At 71.5% G+C, this 22,437-nt stretch carries 24 protein-coding genes; 11 read left to right on the plus strand and 13 right to left on the minus strand.

The genetic code is table 11. From position 1 onward, the window contains the following. Window positions 1-14 precede the first annotated feature (14 nt). A complete protein-coding gene (locus ACIBCA_RS23220; protein WP_396284864.1) occupies window positions 15-1,043 on the minus strand; it encodes an aspartate-semialdehyde dehydrogenase in 1,029 nt (342 codons plus the stop codon). Window positions 1,044-1,187: 144 nt separating this feature from the next. Continuing rightward, window positions 1,188-2,078 (minus strand): dihydrodipicolinate synthase family protein, encoded by an 891-nt coding sequence (locus tag ACIBCA_RS23225; protein ID WP_396284865.1) that lies wholly within the window; start codon window positions 2,076-2,078, stop codon window positions 1,188-1,190. A gap of 72 nt (window positions 2,079-2,150) precedes the next feature. Between ACIBCA_RS23225 and ACIBCA_RS23230 the strand changes: the two genes are divergently transcribed. Then, a complete protein-coding gene (locus ACIBCA_RS23230) occupies window positions 2,151-3,041 on the plus strand; it encodes a LysR family transcriptional regulator (protein WP_396284866.1) in 891 nt (296 codons plus the stop codon). An 18-nt stretch (window positions 3,042-3,059) separates the two neighbouring features. Here the strand turns inward: ACIBCA_RS23230 and dnaE are convergent, their stop codons facing one another. The 7 genes from dnaE to ACIBCA_RS23265 form a co-directional block, all read right to left on the minus strand. Then, complete coding sequence (gene dnaE / locus ACIBCA_RS23235) at window positions 3,060-6,602, minus strand: DNA polymerase III subunit alpha (RefSeq protein ID WP_396284867.1); 3,543 nt, start codon at window positions 6,600-6,602, stop codon at window positions 3,060-3,062. 138 nt (window positions 6,603-6,740) lie between these two features. Then, complete coding sequence (locus ACIBCA_RS23240; RefSeq protein WP_396284868.1) at window positions 6,741-7,826, minus strand: hypothetical protein; 1,086 nt, start codon at window positions 7,824-7,826, stop codon at window positions 6,741-6,743. A gap of 15 nt (window positions 7,827-7,841) precedes the next feature. After that, the gene (locus ACIBCA_RS23245) at window positions 7,842-9,401 is read right to left on the minus strand and encodes a hypothetical protein (RefSeq protein ID WP_396284869.1); all 1,560 of its coding nucleotides are present in this window, start codon (window positions 9,399-9,401) and stop codon (window positions 7,842-7,844) included. Between the two features lie 30 nt (window positions 9,402-9,431). Then, window positions 9,432-9,701, minus strand: coding sequence for a hypothetical protein (locus ACIBCA_RS23250; protein ID WP_396284870.1), 270 nt, complete (start codon window positions 9,699-9,701; stop codon window positions 9,432-9,434). Window positions 9,702-9,739: 38 nt separating this feature from the next. Further along, window positions 9,740-10,468 (minus strand): hypothetical protein, encoded by a 729-nt coding sequence (locus ACIBCA_RS23255; RefSeq protein WP_396284871.1) that lies wholly within the window; start codon window positions 10,466-10,468, stop codon window positions 9,740-9,742. A gap of 152 nt (window positions 10,469-10,620) precedes the next feature. Beyond that, the gene (locus tag ACIBCA_RS23260) at window positions 10,621-10,854 is read right to left on the minus strand and encodes a hypothetical protein (protein ID WP_396284872.1); all 234 of its coding nucleotides are present in this window, start codon (window positions 10,852-10,854) and stop codon (window positions 10,621-10,623) included. A 20-nt stretch (window positions 10,855-10,874) separates the two neighbouring features. After that, window positions 10,875-11,237, minus strand: a complete 363-nt coding sequence (locus tag ACIBCA_RS23265; RefSeq protein ID WP_396284873.1) for an ATP-binding protein — start codon at window positions 11,235-11,237, stop codon at window positions 10,875-10,877. Between the two features lie 176 nt (window positions 11,238-11,413). Between ACIBCA_RS23265 and ACIBCA_RS23270 the strand changes: the two genes are divergently transcribed. The 8 genes from ACIBCA_RS23270 (at window position 11,414) to ACIBCA_RS23305 (ending at window position 18,328) form a co-directional block, all read left to right on the plus strand. Then, on the plus strand, window positions 11,414-12,262 hold the full coding sequence (locus ACIBCA_RS23270; protein ID WP_396284874.1) for a helix-turn-helix domain-containing protein: 849 nt from the start codon (window positions 11,414-11,416) through the stop codon (window positions 12,260-12,262). An 11-nt stretch (window positions 12,263-12,273) separates the two neighbouring features. Further along, window positions 12,274-12,465 carry a DUF397 domain-containing protein gene (locus ACIBCA_RS23275; RefSeq protein WP_396284875.1) on the plus strand — a complete coding sequence of 64 codons (192 nt, stop codon included), beginning with the start codon at window positions 12,274-12,276 and terminating at the stop codon, window positions 12,463-12,465. Window positions 12,466-12,568: 103 nt separating this feature from the next. Continuing rightward, a complete protein-coding gene (locus ACIBCA_RS23280) occupies window positions 12,569-13,399 on the plus strand; it encodes an isocitrate lyase/phosphoenolpyruvate mutase family protein (RefSeq protein WP_396284876.1) in 831 nt (276 codons plus the stop codon). A 1,006-nt stretch (window positions 13,400-14,405) separates the two neighbouring features. Further along, window positions 14,406-14,576, plus strand: coding sequence for a hypothetical protein (locus tag ACIBCA_RS23285; protein WP_396284877.1), 171 nt, complete (start codon window positions 14,406-14,408; stop codon window positions 14,574-14,576). A 145-nt stretch (window positions 14,577-14,721) separates the two neighbouring features. Continuing rightward, window positions 14,722-15,348, plus strand: a complete 627-nt coding sequence (locus ACIBCA_RS23290; protein ID WP_396284878.1) for a DJ-1/PfpI family protein — start codon at window positions 14,722-14,724, stop codon at window positions 15,346-15,348. Next, entirely contained in the window at window positions 15,345-15,803 is a 459-nt protein-coding gene (locus ACIBCA_RS23295) for a MarR family transcriptional regulator (protein WP_324607648.1), read from the plus strand. Before ACIBCA_RS23290 ends, ACIBCA_RS23295 begins: the two co-directional genes overlap by 4 nt. A gap of 170 nt (window positions 15,804-15,973) precedes the next feature. After that, window positions 15,974-16,462, plus strand: coding sequence for a hypothetical protein (locus ACIBCA_RS23300; protein ID WP_396284879.1), 489 nt, complete (start codon window positions 15,974-15,976; stop codon window positions 16,460-16,462). Window positions 16,463-16,696: 234 nt separating this feature from the next. Then, window positions 16,697-18,328 (plus strand): alpha/beta hydrolase, encoded by a 1,632-nt coding sequence (locus ACIBCA_RS23305; protein WP_396284880.1) that lies wholly within the window; start codon window positions 16,697-16,699, stop codon window positions 18,326-18,328. A gap of 88 nt (window positions 18,329-18,416) precedes the next feature. Here ACIBCA_RS23305 and ACIBCA_RS23310 read toward each other — a convergent pair whose 3' ends face one another. The 3 genes from ACIBCA_RS23310 to ACIBCA_RS23320 form a co-directional block, all read right to left on the minus strand. Beyond that, window positions 18,417-19,112, minus strand: a complete 696-nt coding sequence (locus ACIBCA_RS23310; RefSeq protein WP_396285015.1) for an aspartate/glutamate racemase family protein — start codon at window positions 19,110-19,112, stop codon at window positions 18,417-18,419. Window positions 19,113-19,247: 135 nt separating this feature from the next. Then, window positions 19,248-19,886 (minus strand): hypothetical protein, encoded by a 639-nt coding sequence (locus ACIBCA_RS23315; protein WP_396284881.1) that lies wholly within the window; start codon window positions 19,884-19,886, stop codon window positions 19,248-19,250. Window positions 19,887-19,920: 34 nt separating this feature from the next. After that, window positions 19,921-20,379: a flavodoxin family protein gene (locus ACIBCA_RS23320; protein WP_396284882.1), complete on the minus strand. Its 459-nt coding sequence runs from the start codon at window positions 20,377-20,379 to the stop codon at window positions 19,921-19,923. A 93-nt stretch (window positions 20,380-20,472) separates the two neighbouring features. Here ACIBCA_RS23320 and ACIBCA_RS23325 point away from each other — a divergent pair, with 93 nt between their 5' ends. Beyond that, window positions 20,473-20,997, plus strand: a complete 525-nt coding sequence (locus ACIBCA_RS23325) for a DinB family protein (protein ID WP_396284883.1) — start codon at window positions 20,473-20,475, stop codon at window positions 20,995-20,997. A 50-nt stretch (window positions 20,998-21,047) separates the two neighbouring features. Here ACIBCA_RS23325 and ACIBCA_RS23330 read toward each other — a convergent pair whose 3' ends face one another. After that, window positions 21,048-21,728 (minus strand): hypothetical protein, encoded by a 681-nt coding sequence (locus ACIBCA_RS23330; RefSeq protein ID WP_396284884.1) that lies wholly within the window; start codon window positions 21,726-21,728, stop codon window positions 21,048-21,050. A 152-nt stretch (window positions 21,729-21,880) separates the two neighbouring features. Here ACIBCA_RS23330 and ACIBCA_RS23335 point away from each other — a divergent pair, with 152 nt between their 5' ends. Beyond that, window positions 21,881-22,429, plus strand: a complete 549-nt coding sequence (locus tag ACIBCA_RS23335) for a GNAT family N-acetyltransferase (RefSeq protein ID WP_396284885.1) — start codon at window positions 21,881-21,883, stop codon at window positions 22,427-22,429. Window positions 22,430-22,437: the final 8 nt, after the last annotated feature.

Here is a 22,437-nt window from a genome sequence, read left to right on the forward strand (position 1 = left end):
ATTCCTTGCACTCGTCAGCCCTTGAGCTCGGCGGCGACGAGTTCGGCCAGCTGGACGGCGTTGAGGGCGGCGCCCTTGCGCAGGTTGTCGTTGGAGACGAACAGCGACAGGCCGTGCTCGACGGTCTCGTCGGCGCGGATGCGGCCGACATAGCTCGGGTCCTTGCCGGCGGCCTGGAGCGGGGTGGGGATCTCGGAGAGCTCGACGCCGGGGGCGCCGGCGAGCAGCTCGGCGGCGCGCTCGGGGCTGATCGGGCGCTCGAAGCGGGCGTTGATCTGCAGGGAGTGGCCGGAGAAGACGGGCACGCGCACGCAGGTGCCGGCGACCTTCAGCTCGGGGATGCCGAGGATCTTGCGGCTCTCGTGGCGGAGCTTCTGCTCCTCGTCGGTCTCGTTGGAGCCGTCCTCGACGATGGAGCCGGCCAGCGGCAGCACGTTGAAGGCGATGGGGCGCTTGTAGACCTGGGGCTCGGGGAACTCGACGGCCCCGCCGTCGTGGGCGAGGGCGGCGGCGCCGTCCACGACCTTGGCGGCCTGGCCGGCCAGCTCGGCGACGCCGGCCACGCCGCTGCCGGAGACGGCCTGGTAGGTGGAGACGACGAGCGCGGCGAGGCCGGCCTCCTCGTGCAGCGGGCGCAGCACGGGCATGGCCGCCATGGTGGTGCAGTTGGGGTTGGCGATGATGCCCTTGGGCCGGTCGGCGATGGCCTCGGGGTTGACCTCGGAGACGACCAGCGGCACCTCGGGGTCGCGGCGCCAGGCGGAGGAGTTGTCGATGACGACGGCGCCGGCCGCGGCGGCCTTGGGGGCGAGGGCCTTGGAGGTGGAGCCGCCGGCGGAGAAGATCACGATGTCCAGGCCGCTGTAGTCGGCCGTGGCCGCGTCCTCGACGGTGACCTCGGTGCCCTGCCAGGGCAGGGTGCGCCCGGCCGAGCGGGCCGAGGCGAACAGGCGCAGCTGCTCCACGGGGAAGTTGCGCTCCGCCAGGATCTCGCGGACCACTCCGCCGACCTGACCGGTGGCCCCGACGATGCCGATCTTCATTCCGACTCTCCTCTGAATGTGCTGCCTACAGCCGACCTCCGCCCATCATGCCTTGCCACGGGGCTGGGGCGACCTGCTATTCCACGCTGTGAACGCCCGGGTGAACGCCTGGCTGGAACGGTGCCGGCCCCGCCAGGCCGGAACCTAGTGGTCCAGACCATTCACGAGTGCCAGCGCCGCGTCCACCTCCGCCCGCCCGGCCGGCAGCAGCGGCAGCCGTACGTCCGGGGTGGGGATGCGTCCCTGGGCGTGCAGCACGCCCTTGGTCACCGACGGGTTCGGCGCGGTGAACGCGGCCAGGGCCAGCGCCGTGAGCCGGTGCCCGAGGTCGCGTGCCCGCCCGACCTCCCCGGCCCGCCAGGCGGCGTCCAGCTCGACGAACCGCGCGGTGGCCAGGTGCGCGGAGGCCAGGATGCCGCCGGCCGCGCCGACCGCCAGCATCGGCGCGAGGTAGACGTCCTCACCGGTCAGCACGGCGAAGCCCTCGGGGGTGTCGGCGAGCAGCTCGGCCGCCGTCTGGTCGAGGCCCCCGGTGGCGTACTTGACGCCCACCACCCCGTCGATGGCGGCGAGTTCGCGCAGGGCGGCGGTGGAGAGCTGCTGCCCGGTGCGGTACGGGATGTGGTAGACGATCAGCGGCAGCGGACTGGCCGCGGCCAGCGCCCGGAAGTGGGCGACGGTGCCCGCCTCGCCGGGGCGGACGAACGCCGGGGCGGTCACCAGCGCGGCCGCGGCCCGCGGGGCGCGGGCGCCGAGCGCCACCAGCGCCTCGGCGGTGGCGCGGGTGTCGCCGCCGCTCGCGCCGACGATCAGCTGGGCGCCGAACGCGGCGCAGGCGTCGGCGGCGACGTCGATCACGGCCTGGCGCTCGTCGGCGGTCAGGGCGGCGGGCTCGCCGGTGGTGCCGAGCGCGACGAGCCCGGCGGCGCCGGCCTCCAGCAGCTCGCCGGCCAGCTTCCGCAGCGAGTCGAGGCAGACGGTGCCGTCGGCGGCGAAGGGGGTGATCAGGGGGACGTAGATGCCCTTGAGGTCCATGACCACGATCCTCGGGTCAGTCGATCGCCCGGGTCCAGTTCACGTTTCCGACGGTTCTCGTAAGCTGAGCCGATGCTCGACGTACGACGCCTGCGCCTGCTGCGCGAACTGGCCCACCTCGGCACCATCGCCGCCGTCGCCGAGGCGCTGTCCTTCAGCCCTTCGGCGGTGTCCCAGCAGCTGTCCGTCCTGGAGAAGGAGGCCGGCGTGCCCCTGCTGGAGCGCACCGGCCGCCGCGTGACGCTCACCCCGGCGGCGGTCGGGCTCGTCCGGCACGCCGAGTCGGTGCTCGCCCTGCTGGAGCAGGCGGGAGCCGAACTCGCCCACGCCAAAAAGGGGTTGGCCGGTCCGCTGCGGATCGGCACCTACCCCTCGGCGGCCCGGGCGATCATCCCCGGGGTGCTCGGCCACCTGGCCGCCTGGCACCCGGACGTGGAGCCGATGGTCACCGAGGTCGACCCGGCGGGCGTCGGCGCGGCGCTGCGCGCGGGCGAGCTGGACGTGGCGCTGGTCCACGAGTACGACCTCGTCCCCGCCGACCCGGAGCCGGGCCTGGCGGTGACCAGGCCCGTCTTCACCGAGCCCATGTACCTGGCCGCCCGCGCCCCCGGCACGGTCGCCGGGCAGCGCTCGGCGCCGTGGATCCTGTCCCCGCCCGGCACGCTCTGCCACACCATGGCCGTGCGCGCCTGCGAGGCGGCGGGCTTCGCCCCGCGCGTACGCCACCAGATCGACGACTTCACCACCGTGCTGGCCCTGGTCGGCGCGGGCCAGGGCGTCGCCCTCGTCCCCCACCTGGGCACGGCGCAGCAGCCCCCCGGCGTCGTCCTCACCCGCCTGCCGATGTACCGCCGCACCCGCGCCGCCTTCCGCGCGGGCGCGGGCAGCCACCCGGCCATCTCGGCCTTCGTCTCGGCCCTGCACACCTCCGTGCCGCCGGGCCTGACCAGCGACGGGGTCTAGACCCAGCCCGGACCGGCCCTAGTTACCCGAGTTCGCCAGGCAGCTCGGCCCCAGCAGCTGCTTGAGGTCCCCGAACAGCGCCGGGTCCGACTTCACCCGGTGCCGGTCCAGCCGCAGCACCGTCGTCTTGGTGCGGCCCTCCAGCCGCAGCCGCACCTCCGTCGACCCCTTGTGGTGGGCCAGCACCTCGCCGAGCCGGGCCACCAGCGGCGGCGTGACCTTGCCGGTGGGGATGTTGATGACGATCGGCGCCTCGGCGTGCGCGTTCGACAGGTCGGGGGCGGACAGCTCCATGCCCATCAGCCGCGGCACGTCCTCGCGCTTGTCGAGCTTGCCGCGCACGAACACCACGGCGTCCTCGACGAGTTGGGAGGAGACCAGCTGGTAGCTCGCCGGGAAGAACATGCAGTCGATGGAGCCCGCCAGGTCCTCCACCGTGGCGATGGCCCAGGCGTTGCCCTGCTTGGTCATCTTCCGCTGGAGGCCCGAGATGATGCCGCCGATGGTGACGATCGTCCCGTCCGGCCGGTCCGCGAGGTCGGCGACGGCGCAGTCCGCCTTGTCGGCGAGCACGTGCTCGATGCCGTGCAGCGGGTGCGAGGAGACGTACAGGCCGAGCATCTCCCGCTCCTGGGTGAGCAGGAAGGACTTGTCCCACTCCTCCTCGGAGAAGACCACGTCCAGCCCGAAGCTCGGCTCGTCCTCGGTGGCGTCGCCGCCGAAGAGGTCGAACTGCCCCTCGGCCTCCTTGCGCTTCACGCCGACGACGTTGTCGATCATCGGCTCGAACTGCGCGCTGAGGCCCTTGCGGGTGTGGCCGAGGGAGTCGAACGCCCCGGCCTTGATGAGGGATTCGACGGTCCGCTTGTTGCAGACCACCGACTCCACCTTGTCCAGGAAGTCGGGGAAGGAGGAGAACTTCCCCTTCGTCCTGCGGGTGCGGATCATCGACTCGACGACCGGGCCGCCGACGTTGCGGATGGCCGTCAACCCGAAGCGAATGGTCGTGTCACCGTGCGGGGTGAAGTCCGAATCCGACTCGTTGACGTCCGGCGGCAGCACCTGGATGCCCATCTTGCGGCACTCGTTGAGGTAGACCGCCGACTTGTCCTTGTCGTCCTTGACGGAGGTCAGCAGGCCGGACATGTACTCGGCCGGGTAGTTGGCCTTGAGGTACGCCGTCCAGTACGAGACCAGCCCGTACCCGGCGGTGTGCGCCTTGTTGAACGCGTAGCCGGAGAAGGGGACGAGGACGTCCCAGACCGCCTGGATCGCCGCGTCCGAGTACCCGCGCTCGCGGCAGCCCTTCCGGAAGGGGACGAACTCCGCCTCCAGGATCTCCTTCTTCTTCTTGCCCATGGCGCGGCGCAGCAGGTCGGCCTGGCCGAGCGAGTAGCCGGCGAGGATCTGCGCGGCCTTCTGCACCTGCTCCTGGTAGACGATCAGGCCGTAGGTGGGCCGCAGCACCTCCTCCAGGGGCTTCTCCAGCTCCGGGTGGATCGGGGTGATCTCCTGCTGGCCGTTCTTGCGGAGGGCGTAGTTCGTATGGGAGTTGACGCCCATCGGGCCCGGCCGGTACAGCGCGAGGACGGCGGAGATGTCCTCGAAGTTGTCGGGCTTCATCAGCCGCAGCAGCGACCGCATGGGCCCGCCGTCGAGCTGGAAGACGCCGAGGGTGTCGCCGCGGGCGAGGAGTTCGTAGGTGGGCTTGTCGTCGAGCGGCAGCTCGAGCAGCTCGATCTTCCGGCCCTTGTTCCTCTCGATCGCCTTGACGGCGTCGTCCATGATCGTCAGGTTGCGCAGGCCGAGGAAGTCCATCTTGAGGAGGCCGAGGCCCTCACAAGTCGGATAGTCGAACTGCGTGATGGTCACACCGTCGGTGTGCCGGGTCCAGACCGGGATGTGGTCGGTCAGCGGCTCGGAGGACATGATCACACCGGCCGCGTGCACACCGGGCTGGCGGATCAGGCCCTCGATGCCGCGCGCGGTGTCGATGACCTTCCGGACGTCCGGGTCGTTCTCGTACAGCCCCCGGATCTCGCCCGCCTCGCTGTAGCGCGGGTGCGAGGAGTCCGTGATCCCGGAGAGCGGGATGCCCTTGCCCATCACGTCCGGCGGCATCGCCTTCGTGATGCGGTCGCCCATCGCGTACGGGTAGCCGAGGACGCGCGAGGAGTCCTTGATCGCGGCCTTCGCCTTGATGGTGCCGTACGTGACGATCATGGCGACCTTGTCGGAACCCCACTTCTCCGTCACGTAGCGGATCACGTCCGCGCGCCGGCGCTCGTCGAAGTCGATGTCGACATCGGGCATGGAGATGCGCTCGGGGTTGAGGAACCGCTCGAAGATCAGCCCGTGCGGGATCGGGTCCAGGTCGGTGATGCCCATCGCGTACGCGACCAGCGACCCCGCCGCCGAACCGCGGCCCGGGCCCACCGCGATGCCCTGGCCCTTCGCCCACATGATGAAGTCGGCGACCACGAGGAAGTACGCCGGGAACCCCATCTGGACGATGGTGTCCATCTCGTACTCGGCGAGCTTCCTGTGCTCCTCGTCGTACCCGCCCGGGAAGCGCCAGTCCATGCCCTCCCAGACCTTGGACCGGAAGAACTCCGCCTCGGACTCGAAACCCTCCGGGATCGGGAAGCGGGGCATCAGGTTCCTGAACTTGAACATGCCCTCGGTGTCGACCCGGTCGGCCACCAGCAGCTGGCTGTTGCGGCAGCCCTCCTGCCAGGCGTCCGAGGAGTCCAGCGCGTACATCTCGGCGGCCGACTTGATGTAGTAGCCGGTGCCGTCGAACCGGAAGCGGTCCGGGTCCGAGAGGTTCTTGCCGGTCTGCACGCACAGGAGGAGGTCGTGCGCGCCCGCGTCCGCCTCGGTGGTGTAGTGCGAGTCGTTGGTGACCACCGGCGGGATGCTCAGCTTCCTGCTGATCTCCAGCAGCCCGTCGCGGACCCGCTTCTCGATGTCCAGGCCGTGGTCCATCAGCTCCAGGAAGTAGTTCTCCCGGCCGAAGATGTCCTGGTAGTCGGCGGCGGACTTGAGCGCCTCCTCGAACTGGCCGAGGCGCAGGCGCGTCTGCACCTCGCCGGACGGGCAGCCGGTGGTCGCCATCAGGCCGCCGGACAGCTCGGAGATCAGCTCCTTGTCCATCCGCGGCCACTTCACCAGCCAGCCCTCCGCGTACGAGCGCGAGGTCAGCTTGAACAGGTTGTGCAGGCCCTCCTTGTTCCGGGCCCAGATCGTCTTGTGGGTGTACGCGCCCGAGGCGGAGACGTCGTCCCGCTTCTGGTGCGGCTGGCCCCACAGGATGCGCTTGGTGTTCGAGCGCGACTCCGGCGCGACGTACGCCTCGATGCCGATGACCGGGGTGATCCCGGCGTCGGTGGCCTGCCGGTGGAACTCGGCGGCGCCGTACATGTTGCCGTGGTCCGTCATCGCCACGTGCGTCTGCCCGAGGCGCTCGACCTCCTTGAACATCTGCTTCAGCCGGGCGGCACCGTCCAGCATCGAGTACTCGGTGTGGACGTGCAGATGCGCGAACGGCTGATCGCTCAAGGCGGGCCTCCGGAGACTCTGGTACTGATCGGGTGGGCCGGCGAACGGGCAGGTCACAGGGCGGAATGCCTGGAAACAAGTGTGGCCCGAACCGCCTCATGGGGTCCGGGCCATCACTCACACGTTCACGCGCCCACTCTAACCTCCTCGACCCGCCCCGAGTCGCTCGGCGGCGGCCTCACGGACGTCGGGCTCCTCCATCGGGTCGTCCCGGAGGTAGGCCAGCCGCTCCCGCACGTGAGGCCGGTCGGGGGCGTTCGCGATCCCGAGCAGGCGGGTGGCGACCTCGCAGTCCCAGAGGGACTCGACGTACGCCTCGGCCGCGCCCGAGGCCCCGATCGCCCCCAACGCCTCCAGGTACGCCGTCCGCTCGTACGAGTGCGGGGAGCAGAGCCAGAAGCGGCGCAGCACCGGAACGGCGTCCGCCGCCGCCGGCCCGAAGCGCGCCAGACCGGACGCGACCCTTTCCGAGCCGCACCAGGCCCGGTCCGCCCAGTCCCGCTCCAGGCCCGCGATCAGCCTCGGCACGTCGCTCCCGTCACCGTGAGCGGCCAGCACGCCGAGCCCCAGGCCGGCGAGCCAATCCCGCTCCGAGGCCGCCCACACCCGGGCGGCGGGGACGGCCCGCTCGGCCAGCGGCTCGACCGCCCGGCTCAGGTACGGCAGGTGGAACGTGTCGTCGGCGGCACCGAGGTCCGGCACCAGCGGGATCAGTGCGGGCTCGGGCGGGCGGAGCGACAGCGCGAACAGGGCCGTCCCTTTGGTCCCTGCGGACGCCTGCGGATCACGCAGCAGATCGAGCAGGCTCGCGCTGTCCCTGTCCGGGAACGGGTCCGGCCGCTTCAACCGGCGCGGCGGCCTGCTCTCCTCCTCCTCGGGGAGGCCGTCGGGCAGCGCCTCCAGGGCCTCCGCCGAGCCTGCGGCCGCCAGCAGCTCCAGCACGTAGGTCGCCCGTTCGCTGGTGTCCTCGTCCGCCGCCAGCAGCTCGATCACCGGACCGGGCGGCAGCTCCAGGTCACGGAGCAGACGCGCTTGGTAGAGCGCGCGGTGGTCCGACTGTCGATCCCAGCGCCACTCGCGGCGGATGCAGCCGTAGACGAGGTCGGCGGCGCCTGCCGGATCTGCGGCTGCCCTGATCGCGCCCTCGCCCCGGCCGCGCTGGAGCAGGCCGAGAAGGGTGTCGGGCGGGGCGTAGTGGTCGTAGTCGTCGATCTCCTCGGACATCTTCGTGTCTCCTCTTCAGACCCGCACGGGCGCGGCGCCGGGTGGCGGGGAACAGGCCGGGGTGCTCGCGCAGACCCCGAGCTGCTGCCAGGCCCCGTCGCGCGGGACGTGGACGCTCCACAGCACGTCGGCCGGGCGGCCGCAGATCGCGCAGTGCCGCCCGGGGGCGGGAGCGGGTGCGGGTGCGGGTGCGGGCTGGGCGTACGGGTTGACCTGTGGTGGGGCGGTCCAGGGCTGGGAAAGCATCGGCACCGGCTGCGGAAGGGGCACGGCTGCGGCCGAGGCCGCGTACGGGACGGGCGGCGGGCCGAACCCGTGGACGGGCGGCAGCGCGGGCGGCGCGGCGGGCATCGGCGGCATCACCGGCATCGGAGGCACCGCCGGCGCCGGCGGCACGGCGTCCCAGATGCGCGCGCCCTGGACGATGCTGCGGAAGTCGTGCTGGCACTTGCCGCAGGTGGTCAGCACCGCCTCCGCGCGCTGGTCCCCGCATCCGGGGCAGAAGGTGACCGGGCGCTCGTACGCCTCGGTGCTCTCGCAACGCGTGCAGATGAAGTCGGGGTCCAGTTTCGCCTGGCGGAACACGGTGCTGAAGACCTGGAAGGGGTTGATGTTGTCGCGCCCGGCGGTCACGCCGAGCACGGACACCAGCATCTTGATCCGGCGGTTCCTCGTCTGCAGCCGCTTCAGGTCCAGGTTGACGACCTTGGGGTGCTTGCAGTCCCGGCAGACGCAGAGCGTGCGGATGGGCAGCTGGGAGCGGATCGCCGCCTGCTGGTGCAGGAACTGGAAGGTCAGCCGGTGCTCGCCCGGGACCTCCACGGTCTGGACACCGTAGGCGCCCTGGGGAATCCCCGTCTCGATCAGCGCGGCGAGGTCGAACACCTTCGTCCTCAGCGCGTCCGGCAGCGACGGTTCTCTGCCCGCCGACGCCTGCTCGGAGCTGATCAGCGCGGGGATCGCCAGCAGCGCGCCGACCGCGGGCAGGTCGAGTACCGCCACGCCCGCCGACGAGGCGAACCGGACGTGGGTGATGCCCGCCCAGCCCGCCAGTCCGCCGCTCCTCTGCCCACCCAAGCGGCCGGAGACCGCCGCGGCGGTCGAGACCGCCCCCTCGACGATGCGCTGACCGGCGGCATGGCCGCGCTCCGCGACGTCCGAACCGGGCTGCTTCAACCACAGCCGAGGAGCGGGGAAGGCGCCGACGGCCGTCCCCGGGGCGAGGCCCGCGAGCGCCGTGTCGAAGGCGGCGAGGGTCGACAGGAACGCCTGCTGGAAGGGCTCCTGCACGCCGACCATCGCGGTGGACACGGCCCGGTCCGAGAAGTGCACCCGAACCAGCGCGGCCCGCGGGCCGGCGTCGGGCAGCACGTTCACCCGCGCCAGCATCGGCACCTGGTCCGGAACCGTCATCACCACCCGCACGGCGGAGCCGCGCTGGGCCTCGATGACGGTCGCGAGGTCGGCGGTCAGCTGGAACCCGGACCGGTGCAGCACCGCCACCACGGCGGCGCGGGCCTGCTCCGGCGACGCCGCGATCCGGCGTTCGGCGTCCAGGGTGATCGAGGGCGGCACGGCACCTCCAGGGTTCGAGGCTTCGCCGGATCAGGACCAGACGTCGTACCCGGGATCGCCGTCGTCGGAGGTGTGGTCGGTGCTGTCGGCGTGGGACTCGTACGACCCGACGGCGGTCTCGGTCTCCGACACGGAGAGGTAGCTCTCGAACGAGACCTCCGTGACCTCGGTGACCTCGGTGACCTCCGTGAAGTGGACCTCTTCCACCACTACGACCTCGGTCTCCGTGTACGCGACGGCGGCGCTGGTCTCCTCCACGGCTGCGTAGTCGTCCGTCAGGAAACCGTCCCACTCACCCATGTGCCCCCCAAGGCAGTTGGCGGCCTATCGGCCGGGGATCACAATAGGGGCCCGGAGGTGCCGCGCAACACCGAAACGGCAGCCTCCCGGACAACCGGCTCCTCCATCGGATCGTCCCGCAGGTACGCGATTCGTCGCAGCACGTCGGGCCGGTCCGGAGCATGCCAGATCCCGAACAGGCGGGCGCCCGCCTCACAGTCCCAGAGCGACTCGACCGCCGCCTCCGCCGTCCCCGGGGCCTTCATAGCGAGCAGCGCCTCCAGATAGGCGACCCGCTCGTACGAATGCGGGGTGCACAACCAGAACCGCCGCAGGAGCGAGGCCGCCCCTTCCTCGGACGGCGAGAGCCTCCGCGCCAGCGCGGCAGGGCCGCACCACTGCTGCTCCACCCAGAGGCGTTCCAGTTCGGCGATCAAGGCGGGGACATCCTGCTCCGAGCACTCGCCCACCCGCTCCGGGTCGGGCCGAGGAGACCCATCCAGCAGCTCCAGCACGCTGGCGGCCCGGTCGCGGGTGCCCTCGTCCCCGGCCAGCATGTCGGTCACCGGGCCGAGCGGCAGCTCCAGGTCCCGGATCAGGCGTGCGAGGTAGAGGGCCCGGTCGTCGAGCTGCGGATCCCATCGCCACTCGTAGCGGATGCACGCGTACACAAGCTCGGCCGCCGCCCCGGCATCCTCGGCAGCGATGAGCGCACCCTGTCCCCTACCTCTTTGCAGAAGCCCGAGGAGAGTGTTCGCCGGTGCGTACTCGTATCGCCGCTGTGCCATGCCCTCCATCGTGCCGCAGCCCCCGGCACGCGGGGCGGCGGGGGCTGGCGGTCAGGCGTCCTCGTCGGGCGGGGTGGCGCGGAGGGCCGTGATGACGCCCAGGGCGACGGTCGCGAAGGCGAGGACGAGGAGGACGGCGAAGGCGGCGGTGATCAGGAATCGCACGTGTGCTCGCGATCGGCGTCGAGGAGCAGGGTGAGGAGGTTCAGGAGGGTGGAGAGGGGGGCGGTGTTGAAGCAGACGAGCACCTGCCCGTCCATGGTCTTGTCGGTGCTGGAGGACGGCCAGACGAGGCCGAACTTCTTGCCGCGCTCGTGGAGTTCACCGAGGAGCGAGCGGACGTGGTCGTCCGTGAAGGCGCGGAGGCGGGGGTCGCCGGGCTTCATGGGGTAGCGACGCCGGGGATTCACGAGGCGGCCCGCAGCTCGAACCACACGCTCTTGCCGCGCTTTTGGGGGTCCACGCCCCAGCGATCGGTGAGCCCTTCGACGAGCTGGAGACCTCGCCCGGACTCGGCGAGGAGGTCGGGGGCCTTCGCTGCCGGGATCACCGAACTCTCGTCCGAGACGGAGACCCGGAGGAGGTGGTCGATCGAGATGATCTGGACGATCGGCGCGGGGGTTTCGCCGTGCCTCCAGGCGTTGGCGAGCAGCTCGCAGAGCGCCAACTCGGCGTCGAAGATGACGGACGGGGGCCAGCCGACGCGGGACATGGTGTCGTGCAGCGACTGCCGGGCGAGGGCGAAGGAAGGCATGTTGAGGTGACGCATGGGACTTCTCCCGAGTGCGATCAAGTGGCGTGAAGACAACCACAGTTGACGATCCATCGGATCGATGTGAGATCGACCATACCCCAGGGTCCACTTAATCTTAGGTCGTTCTCTGGAAAGTTCCCCCTCCCGAGGGACGGATGGCCCGCCGAGCATCCGCGAGGCAGACTGACTACATGCCTGGTCGTCAGAACCCAACCCTTCGCCAGCGCCGCCTGGGCGCCGAGCTGCGGAAGATGCGCGAGCAAGCCGGACTCAGCGGCAGTCAACTCGCGCGCATGCTGGGAGTGAGCGGCCCCCAGGTCACGCAGATGGAGAACGGAAGAACCAGTGTCAACGTCGACCGGCTCCAGTCCTTTGCAGCAGCTTGCAAGTGCCTGAATCCACCCTTGATCGAGGCGTTGGAGGCCGTGATCCGGGATCGTTCCAAAGGCTGGTGGGAGGAATACCGAGGCACCGTCCCGGACGGCGTTCTCGAGAACGCGGAGTTCGAGAAGACCGCTCGTGGGCTCACGCTGTGGCTTCTCACTCACATGCCTGGCCCCTGCCAAACCCTCGCCTACGCCTCTGCCGTCTTCGGACGCGTCTTTCCTCCACTGCCTCAGCACGAGCTCGAAACCCGCACCGCGTTCAGGATGCAGCGCAAGGCCGAGTTGCATCGCAACCCGAAGCCGCTGACGTGCTTCATCTACGAGTCAGTGCTGTGGACGAGGTTCGGCGGCACGCCCGTCCTCAAGGAACAGCTCGCCTCCCTGCTCAAGGATTCCGAGTTGCCCTGGATGACCATCCGGGTCGTGCCATTCGACATCGACACCTTCCCCGGCCCCGCAGAGAACCTCTCGTACGCGTTCGGCGCGGTCCCCGAACTCGACACCGTCGAGCGGGAGTCCTCCCAAGGTCCCGAATACCTCGATGCGATCAGCGAACTGACCAGCTACCGGGCTCTCTTCGAACGCACCGAAGCGTCGGCGCTGAGCGAGGATGACACTCGCACCCTGATTCGCAAGATCGCTCGAAACCTTTGAAAGGGTCCGGCATGACCGACACCGAATGGCAGAAGTCCTCCTATAGCGGCAACGTCGAGAACTGTGTGGAGGTTCGCACGACCGGCGGCGCCGTCGAACTCCGTGAGTCCGACGAAGGCCACCTCATCATCGGCACCACCTCCGCCGCCTTCGCCACCCTCCTCGACGCCACCAAGGCCGGCCAACTCGACCACCACGTCTGACCGGACTCCCCGTACCCCCTCGCTCTCTCCGAGCGAGGGGGCCCAACGGTTCTGTCGTAAATCCGCCAGACACCATCCCCCTCCCACTGCTCCAATACCGACCATGACCACGCAGCAGCACGACAGTGCCAACCTGTTCCACGCCCTCCACACCCCCACCACCCCCCTGGCCCTCGCCAACGCCTGGGACGCCGCCAGCGCCCGCCTGGTCGAATCAGCGGGGGCCCGCGCCATCGCCACCACCAGCGCCGGTGTCGCCTGGGGGCTCGGCGCCGCAGACGGCGACCACCTCGACCGGGACCAGGCCATCGCGCTGATCGCCCGCGTGGTGAACGCCGTTTCCCTCCCGGTCACCGCCGACATCGAGAGCGGGTTCGGCGCCACCCCCGCCGAGGTAGCCGAGACGGTCACCGGGGTGATCGCCGCCGGAGCCGTCGGCATCAACATCGAGGACGCCCACCCGGATCTCCCCGCCCTGCGCCCGGTCGCCGACCAGTGCGAGCGCCTCGCCGCCGCCCGCTCCGCAGCCGACGCCGCCGGCCTCCCCCTCTTCATCAACGCCCGCCTGGACACCTACCTCCGCGCCATCGGCCCCGAGGAAACCCGCCTCCAGGAGACGCTCGACCGCGCCCGCGCCTACCTCGACGCCGGCGCCAGCGGCATCTTCGTCCCCGGGGTCACCGACCCGGACGTCATCGCAGCCCTCACCGCCGGAATCCCCGCCCCGGTGAACATCCTCGCGGGCCCGGGCGCCCCTTCCGTACCGGAACTGTCGAAGCTGGGCGTCGCCCGCGTCAGCCTCGGCTCCGGCGTCGCCGAAGCCGCGTACGCGGTGGCCCTCCGAGCGGCAGCAGAACTGGCCACCACCGGCACCTACACCTCCCTCACCGACGCCATCCCGTACGGCGACCTCAACTCCCTGATGAACCGCTGACCCTGCCGCCCCCTCACTCGACCCGAGCGAGGGGGCGCACCCATCTCGTCTCGTTCGGACGGGCGACTCTGCTCCACCTCCACACAGCCACCCATCCCGCAACACCCCCATCCCGGGCAGGGCTTTGCGGCCGCGCCACAACCCCGACCCACGCCGCCACCAGCACAGGAAGTCGAACCCGCCGACTTCCCACGCAACCCCTCCCACCCAAACCCCCACCCCAGCCAGCGCCCTGTGGCCACCTCGCCAGCGCAGGAAGCCGGACGGGCGACGCTGCTTCACCTCCACACCCACACAGGAACTCGAACCAACCACCCACCCCGCAGGACCCCCGCCCCGGGAAGGACTTTGCGGCCGCGCTACAACCCACACCGCCGCCCCCACCAGCACAGGAAGTCGAACCCGCCGACTTCCTACGCAACCCCCTCCCACCCGGCCACACCAACCATGGCCCCTCACCAGCGTAGGAAGCCGGACGGGCGAATCTGCTCCACCTCCACACCCGCGCAGGAACCCGAACCAGCCACCCGGCCCGCAGCACCCCCGGGCAGGGCCTTGCGGCCGCGCGGGGCGCCGCCCCCCCCGGCCCCCCCCCCCCCCCCCCCCCCCCCCCCCCCCCCCCCCCCCCGCGCCCCCCCCCCCCCCCCCCCCCCCCCCCCCCCCCCCCACACCCCCCCCCCCCCCCCCCCCCCCCCCCCCCCCCCCAACCCCCCCCCCACACCCCCCACCCAACCCCCCCGCCCCGGCGGGGGGGGGCGCCCGGGGGGGGGCCCCCCCCCCCGCCCCCGCGCCACAACCCCAACCCGACCCACACCGCCACCAGCACAGGAAGTCGACCCCACCGACTTCCCACACAACCCCTCCCACCCAAACCCCCACCCCAGCGAACGCCCTGTGGCCGCGCGGGCGAAGCCACGCGCGGCCACACCAACCATGGCCCCTCGCCAGCGCAGGAGATCGGACGGGCCAACCCGCCGCCAACGCGGTCCCCGATTCCGTGATCGCCTTGGGCGACACCCCGAACCAGTACGGAATCGTCAAGCGCCTGAAACAGGGCGACGCCCATCCCGGGGAGACCCTGCAAGCCGCCGCCGAAGCACAGGACGAGCTGTGGGCGCCGATCAAGACCATGCGACACGCGATGCGCCAAGCCCCGGGCATGGCAGGTGAGTTCTAGCCGCAACACCGTGCCGGCCCTCGCTCAGGAGTAGCTGCCGAAACCTGTGGATCGCTGGCGGCGCGCCTCAGCTCTGCCGCCGGCCAAAGAGATTCCTCACAGCGAACACTTGACAGCGTGCTGCCGAATTGACAGCATACTGTCCATGGAGACCAAGACAGTTCACGTTGCCGTATACGACGCTCTGGCCGACTGGGAGGTGGGACACGCCATCGCCCACATCCGCGATGACGCCTACCAGCACACTCCGGGCCGCTACCGGATCGCGACCGTGGCGGAGAGTCCGGAGCCGGTGACCACCGCCGGCGGGGTGCGGATCCTCCCGGACATGGTGCTGAGCGAGCTGGATCCCGCCGACTCCGCGATGCTGATCCTGCCGGGGGCGGCCACCTGGAACCTGCCCGGTGGCAATGCGGCCTTCGCCAGGGCGGCCAGGGTGTTCCTGGAAGCCGACGTGCCGGTGGCGGCGATCTGCGGGGCGACCTTCGGCCTTGCCCGTGAAGGCGTGCTCGACGAGCGCGACCACACCAGCGGGGCCGCGCAGTACCTGGCGGCTTCCGGGTACGCGGGTGGCGACCACTACCAGGAGGCCGCCGCCGTCACCGACCGGAACCTGATCACTGCGGGTCCGACCGCGCCGGTGGAGTTCGCCCGCGAGGTCCTCGCGATGCTCGACGTCTACGAACCCGCTGTTCTCGACGCCTGGTACCGGCTGTTCGCCCTGTCCGACCCCACCGCGTTCCCGGTGCTGATGGCGGCTGGTCCGCGGTGAACGATGCACTCCCGACGGACCCGGCCGCGCTGCTGTCCGGGACGGCGCCGACCGTCTTCCGTCTCAACGGGCAGTTCCTGGAGGTCTCCGAGAAGCTGGCCCGACCGGTCGGCCTGACCGCCGCGTGGTGGCAGGTGCTCGGGGCGGTGCTGCGCGAGCCGTTGCCGGTCGTCGAGATCGCCCGGGCGATGGGCATCACCCGGCAGAGCGTCCAACGCATCGCCGACCTGCTGGTCGACAAGGGCCTGGCGGAGTACCGGCCGAACCCCGCCCACGCCCGCGCCAAGCTGATGGCACCGACCACGGCGGGCCGGGAAGCCGTGGCCCGGATCCTCCCCGGCCATCGCGCCCTGGCGGAACGGCTCGCCCAGGAACTGGGCATCGACGGGTTCCAGCAGGCGATGTCGGCCCTGCAGCGACTGTCCGAGGCTTTGGAGGCCATCGATCAGGAGTGAGTCCCGCTGGCTCAGTTGAGCCACGATCCCGTCCAGCAGGGAGCCCTCCTTCAGCACAGGAAGTCGGCCCGTCCGACTTCCTGTGCTTCGAAGCGGTCTGCAAGGCTCCCCCGCCCGCGCCCTAGGGTTACCGGGTGGACATAGCGGCAGTAGCGATCGCAGTGACCGGCGTGGCGGGGACCCTCGGGGCCGCGCTGCTGACCCAGCGGGGCGCCGAACGGGCCAAGCGGCGCGAGTTGGAGCTCAACGAGGCGTTCCAGGAGGGCCGCGAGAACCTCGCCCTGCGGCGTGGCTGCTACACCCGGCTCTACCGCGACGCACGCCAGTTCGCGACCGCGCTCAACCGGCACCTGCACGTGCTGCGCGACGGGACACCCGGGGAGGACGACACCCGGGCGCTGGAGGAGGCCAAGGACGCGCACCGCAACCACTGGTCCGAGACCCTGATGGTCGCGCCCGATTCCGTGATCGCCCCGGGCGACACCGCGAACCAGGCGCTCACCCGCGTGTACGGGATCGTCAAGCGGCTGGAACAGGGCGACGCGCGTCCCGGGGAGACCCTGCAAGCCGCCGCCGAGGCGCAGGACGAGCTGTGGGCACTGATCAAGACCATGCGGCACGCGATGCGCCAAGACCTGGGCGTAGCAGGTGAGTTCTAGCCGACATTGCCGCGCATCGGCACTTTCCACCGCCGGTTCGGCGTTGACCCTGAAGCACCTGTGCCGTGAGGCCGTCCCCGTGACGGCCTCACGGCACAGGTGCTTCGCTTCGTCCCGAGGCCAGGTGCTCCACCACGGCGAGTCCGGCCCTGGGACGAAAAAGGAAAGGCTGATCACAGAGGTTCTCCTCGGCCGACGCTCCGAGGCGGAACCCCACGTCGCAGAGGAGGCCACATGCCCGACCCCCAGCGCAGCCGCTCCGCTCCCGCCGCCCGACGGCCGCACGCCCTCCGGCGCGCCGCCGCGGCGGGCCTCGCCCTCGCGGCCTGTCTGACGGGGGCCACCGTCGCGGCCCTGCCCGCGCAGGCCGCGGAAGCGCCGGGAGCCTCGGAAGGCTCGGAAGGCTCGGCATCCAACTCCCGGGGGCTCGACCGCTACTACGGGCAGCAACTCAACTGGCACAGCTGCGTCCTGGGCCCGAACGACCAGGACGGTGCCGCACTCGACCAGGCCGGCGCCCGCTGCACGGAGGTCACCGTGCCGCTCGACTACGGAAACCCCGGCGGACGCACCGTCACCCTGGCGCTCTCCCGGATCAAGGCCACCGACACCCGCCACCGGATCGGCGCGCTGCTGCTCAACGACGGCGGCCCCGGCAGCCCGACCCTCACCTCACCGCTTCGGGTGCACGCCGCCCTCAAGGAGACCGCCGGCCGGTTCGACATCGTCGGGCTGGACCCCCGCTTCGTCGGCCGCAGCGGCCAGATCGACTGCGGCTGGCCCGTCGGCTACAGCGTGCAGTCCTCCGGCACCGGCCGGGCGGGCTTCGAGCGCCAGGTCACCCTCCAGCGGGACCTCGCGGCCAAGTGCCGCTCGGCGGCCGGCGACCTGCTGCCGTACGCGGGCACCCGCAACACCGCCCGGGACCTGGACGTGGTCCGGGGCGCGCTCGGCGAGCGGCGGATCTCCTACCTCGGCCTGTCGTACGGCACCTACCTCGGCACGGTGTACGGCCAGATGTTCCCCGGCCGCCTCGACCGGACGGTCCTGGACAGCGCGCTGGACCCGCGCCGCGCCGGGCCCGCACTCATCCCGAGCCAACTGCCAGGACTCGAGCACGCGTTCGCCGACTGGGCGGACTGGGCGGCGGCCCGCCACAGCACGTACGGGCTCGGCCGCACCCGCGAGGAGGTGACCGCCGGAATCCTCCGCACCGTGCAGGCGTCCGCGAACCGCCCGCTCGTCATCGGCAGCGGCGCCAACGCCTTCCAACTCGACGACAGCCGGGTGCCGATGGTGTTCTTCGCCGGGCTCCAGGGCGACTCCGAGCCGGAACGGGCCTCCCTCGCCGAGCAGACGGCGATGCTCGCCGAGGCCGCGGCGGGCCGGCCCGTCACCCCGAGCGCGCAGACCACCGCCCTGCTGCAGTTCCTGTACAGCCCGCAGGGCTCACCGGCCGGCAGCGCCATGCAGGCCATCGCCTGCGCGGACGGCACCGCGTCCCAGGACCCCGAGCACTACTGGCACGAGATCGAGCGCAGTCGCGCCGACAGCCCGCTGTTCGGCCCGCTGCTCGACAACATCACCCCGTGCGCCTTCTGGGACCGCCCGCGCGAGGCGCCCACCCAGGTCCGCCACGACGCCCGGGCGCTGATCGTCGCCGCCACCGGCGACCCCCGCACCCCCTACGGCGGCGCCGTCGCCCTGCACGGCATGCTGCCCGGCTCCCGCCTGCTGACCCTCCAGGGCGCCAACCAGCACGGGCTGTACGGGATCTACGGCAACGCCTGCGTGGACGACACGGTTACCGCCTACCTCGCCACCGGCCGCCTGCCGCGCACCGACGCGACCTGCACCCGCTCGTAGCCGACAGGGCCAAGCGGCCGGCGCAGGAAGTCGGCCGGATCGACTTCCTGCGCCGCGCAACACCGTTCGCGAGGCCGAGGCCCAGCGATCACGTGCCGGACAGGGCCGCGCGCACGGCGGCCTCGGCGTGGAGTCGAGCGGTGGGGAAGACCGGAACGGGGCTGTCCTCGGAACCGATGAGCAACTCGATCTCGGTACAGCCCAGGATGACGCCTTCCGCACCGCCGGCGACCAGGTCCGCGATGACCTCCCGGTAGGCGGCCCGCGACTCCTCCCGCACGATGCCCAGGCAGAGTTCCTCGTAGATCACCCGGTGAACGATCGCGCGCCCCTCCGCGTCGGGGACGAGCACGTCGAGCCCACCGGCCTCGAGGCGGCCCCGGTAGAAGTCCTGCTCCATGGTGAACGCGGTCCCCAGCAGGCCGACCCTCCGCAGGCCGGACGCCCGCACGGCCTGCGCGGTGGCGTCGGCCAGGTGCAGCAGGGGGACGGAGACCGCCGCCTCGACGTGGTCGGCGACCTTGTGCATGGTGTTGGTGCAGATCAGCACCAGGTCCGCGCCGGCCGCTTCGAGCGCCCGCGCGGCCGCGGCCAGGATCTCGCCGGCCTCCGCCCAGCGGTCCTGGACCTGCAACTGTTCGATCTCCGCGAAGTCCACCGAGTAGAGCACGCACCGCGCCGAGTGGAGGCCGCCGAGGCGCTCCCGCGTGAGCTCGTTCACCAAGCGGTAGTACTCCGCCGTCGACTCCCAGCTCATCCCGCCGATCAGCCCGATCGTCCTCATCGCCACGCCCCTCTCCATAACCCATCAGGCATGAGAGAGCTTAAGGCATAAGGTTTACTTTGAGTTTTGCGCAGGTCGAATGAAGCTCGGCCTTCGGCTCGGCCGAAGCACCCGGCAAGATCCGAAAGAGAGGGCCTAGCAGTAGCCGTCCACCCCGGCCCAGCCACGCGGCGCCAGGCTCGGCCACGGACGGCCCGCGCTCTCAGCGGCGGCGGACCGCAGCTGGTCGAGCACCGTGCAGCCCGGGTAACCCCGGAAGCTCGCGTGGACGCCCTCGCGGTAGTAGCAGCTCCAGTAGCTCACCACTCGCCGCTGCGTCCGGGCGAAGAACTCCGGGTTGTCCACGATGAATTGCCCGTACGCACCGACGCCGGGCGCGTCGAGGTCGCGCAGGGCGTTGCGGATGTCGACCAGGATCTCCAGGACGTACTCCCCGGCCAGCCGCACCACGTACGGAACGACCCACGGGTCCGCAGACCCGACGACCTCGGCGAGGTGCCGCTGCCGCACCCGGCCGTCATGGTGCCGCGAGTACAGGCAGTGCAGCAGCTGCCTCTGCCGCCGCGACAGCGACTCCACCGCCCCGGCGACCGGTTCGCCGTTGTAGATCCGCTCGGGGATCGACACCCGCTCTCCCTGCACCACCACCGGGAACGAACCAGGCGGCGCGAACCGCGAAGCGGGCATCACCGCGAGTACGACCTCGGCATCGCCCGCGAACTCCGCCGGGAACGCCGCGATCAACGACCGCTGACCATCAGTAAGTTGCTGCACGACCGAAGCATAGGCACGGGCCCCGCCCGCGCCGTCAGGATGTCCGCAGCCGCTCGGCGAACGCCCTGGCGGCGGCCAGGTCGTCGGTGTTCGGGTGCTGCCGGTTGAGGCCGCCGACGAGCCGGAAGGGGAGCCAGGTGTCGAGCGCCCGGCAGGTGAAGGTCCCTTCCACCGCATAGCCCTTGGCTTCGAGGAGCCGGACCGCGGGCCGGGTGAACGGCGCCAACGGCAGCTCCGGGAGCCCGCTGGTGGCGAACACGAACGCCCGCCCGCGCCCGGGCGAAGGCAGCGCACGGATGACGCCGGTCAGGCCGGCGTGCAGCCGCCCGTAGAAGACGCCTGAGCCGAACCCCACCAGGTCGGCGCCGGCCAGCTCCGCCGGGTCGGCCTGCTCGGGGGTGACGACCTTCGCGTCCAGTACCGCAGCCATGGCCTCGGCGACCCGGCGCGTGTTGCCGTGCGACACGGAGGCGCACACGATGACGGTCTTCATCCTCACGATCGATCCCTTCTCCCGCCCGTTTCCTTCCGCAAGGACGACCGGGCAGCGGCGCCGAATGTGACACGCCCTGGGAGACTCTCCGCCATGACGACCTCCTCGCCCCTCCCCGAGCCGAACCAGCGGCTCTCCGACCCCGGCACCCTGCTGCTGGACTACCTCGACTACTACCGCTCCGCGATCGGGGCCAAGGTCGAGGGCCTGTCCGACGAGCAGTTGCGCACGAGCCGCCTCCCCTCCGGCTGGACGATGCTCGAACTCCTCAAGCACCTGGTCCACATGGAGCAGCGCTGGCTGCGCTGGGGCTTCCGCGGCGAGCCCGTTCCGGCGCCCTGGGGCGACCGCGGCCCGGAGGACCGCTGGTACGTCGCCCCGCAAGAGACCGCCGCCGAGCTCCTCGCCGCCCTGCACACCGGCGGTGAGTACACCCGGTCCGTCGCCTCGGGGACGCCGCTGTCGGCCGTCGCCGAGGCCGGTGGCCGCTTCGCGGAGGACGGCACGGAGCGCCCCACCCTGGGCTGGATCCTGTTCCACGTGCTCCAGGAGTACGCCCGCCACGCGGGCCACCTGGACATCGTCCGCGAACTCACCGACGGCACCACCGACGAGTGACACGCCCGCGCAGGAAGTCGGCCCCGCCGACTTCCTGTGCGGCGGCCCGTCTAGAACGCGACGTCCGACAGGTCCGCGGCCAGCTCCACCGCCTGGTAGCCGTAGGTGTCCGCCGAGTCGACCCGCAGCATCAGGCAGAACCGGTCCAGCGACGCGAGCGTCCTCGTCAGCTGCCGGTAGTCGCGCTTGAGCAGGTGCACGGCCGCCCGGTTCGCGATCGACGACTGGCCCATGACGACCAGGACCGGCCTCGTGGACCGGGCCGGGGTGAACTTCGCGACCAGGGCGTGGTCCTGACGCCCCTGGTCATGGACGAACCGCCGCCCGTCCACCGTGAAGTGGCCATCCGGATCGACCTCCACGCCCGGCAGCTGCGAGGCCACGTACTCGACGTTGCGCCGGTTGGACCCGAGCCCGCCGATGCTGAGCTCCGTACGGTCCCCGGTGAACTCCCCCGCGTCGGCCGCGACGAGGGTGAACGGGCTCCCGGCCTCCTCCGCGAGCATCGCCAGCTCGATGATCGCGTGCACATCGCCGTGGTCGGTGACCTCGGGCATCCGCCAGTGCCGGTTGAGGATGATCACGCACGGCACCCCGGGGCTCAGGCCGAGCAGCGCCCGCCTCCGGTGCAGGACGCGGGCGCCGCTCACCCGCTTCCAGGCCCATACGGATCCGCCGCTGACGACGCTCGTCACCAGCCCGATCACGATGTTCAGCACCGCATCCGACACGACCGCCGCCCCCAGCCCCGTCAACCCGTGACCCGTAACCCGTCCTGGCCGCCCGACACCCGATCGGCGCGGATCAGGCTACGCACCGACCCGTCACCGCGCTCGGCAAATCGGTGGACAGCCCTCCCCCACGGAGGGGAGCATCGCCCGCGATGAACACCACACCCGGCCCCACCCCGAAGACCGTCCGCTTCGTCCTGCTCGGCGAGAAGGCGCTACGGGCCCTCGCCGACGGCGACCTCGCGGGCGGCAGCGCCGAAGCGGGGGTCGCCCTCGACGTGTACTTCGTCTCCGAGCGGGCCCGCTCGATGTTCGCCTACCGCGCCGACCAGCTCGCCCGGGACCCGTCCGCCGCGCCCTGGATCACCCGGGCCGTGGTGTCCGAGCCGGACGGAACCGTCGTCGGCGACGCCGGGTTCCACGGCCCGCCCGACGGGACCGGAACGGTCGAGGTCGGCTACTGCGTCGCCCCCGCCCACCGCCGCCGGGGCTACGCCCGCGCCACCCTGCGTGCCCTGCTCCTGCGGGCGGCCGCCGAACCCGGCGTCCGCACCGTCCGGGCGACGATCAGCGCCGAGAACGCCGCCTCTCTGGCCACCATCGCCGGCTTCGGCTTCACCCGCGTCGGCGAGCGCGGCAACGCGGCCGAGGGCATCGCCCACGTCTTCGAGCTCCCGGCCGACGCGATCCACATCCAATGACGCGGCAG

This window comes from Kitasatospora sp. NPDC051170, from assembly GCF_044455705.1.
Classification (GTDB): Bacteria; Actinomycetota; Actinomycetes; order Streptomycetales; family Streptomycetaceae; genus Kitasatospora.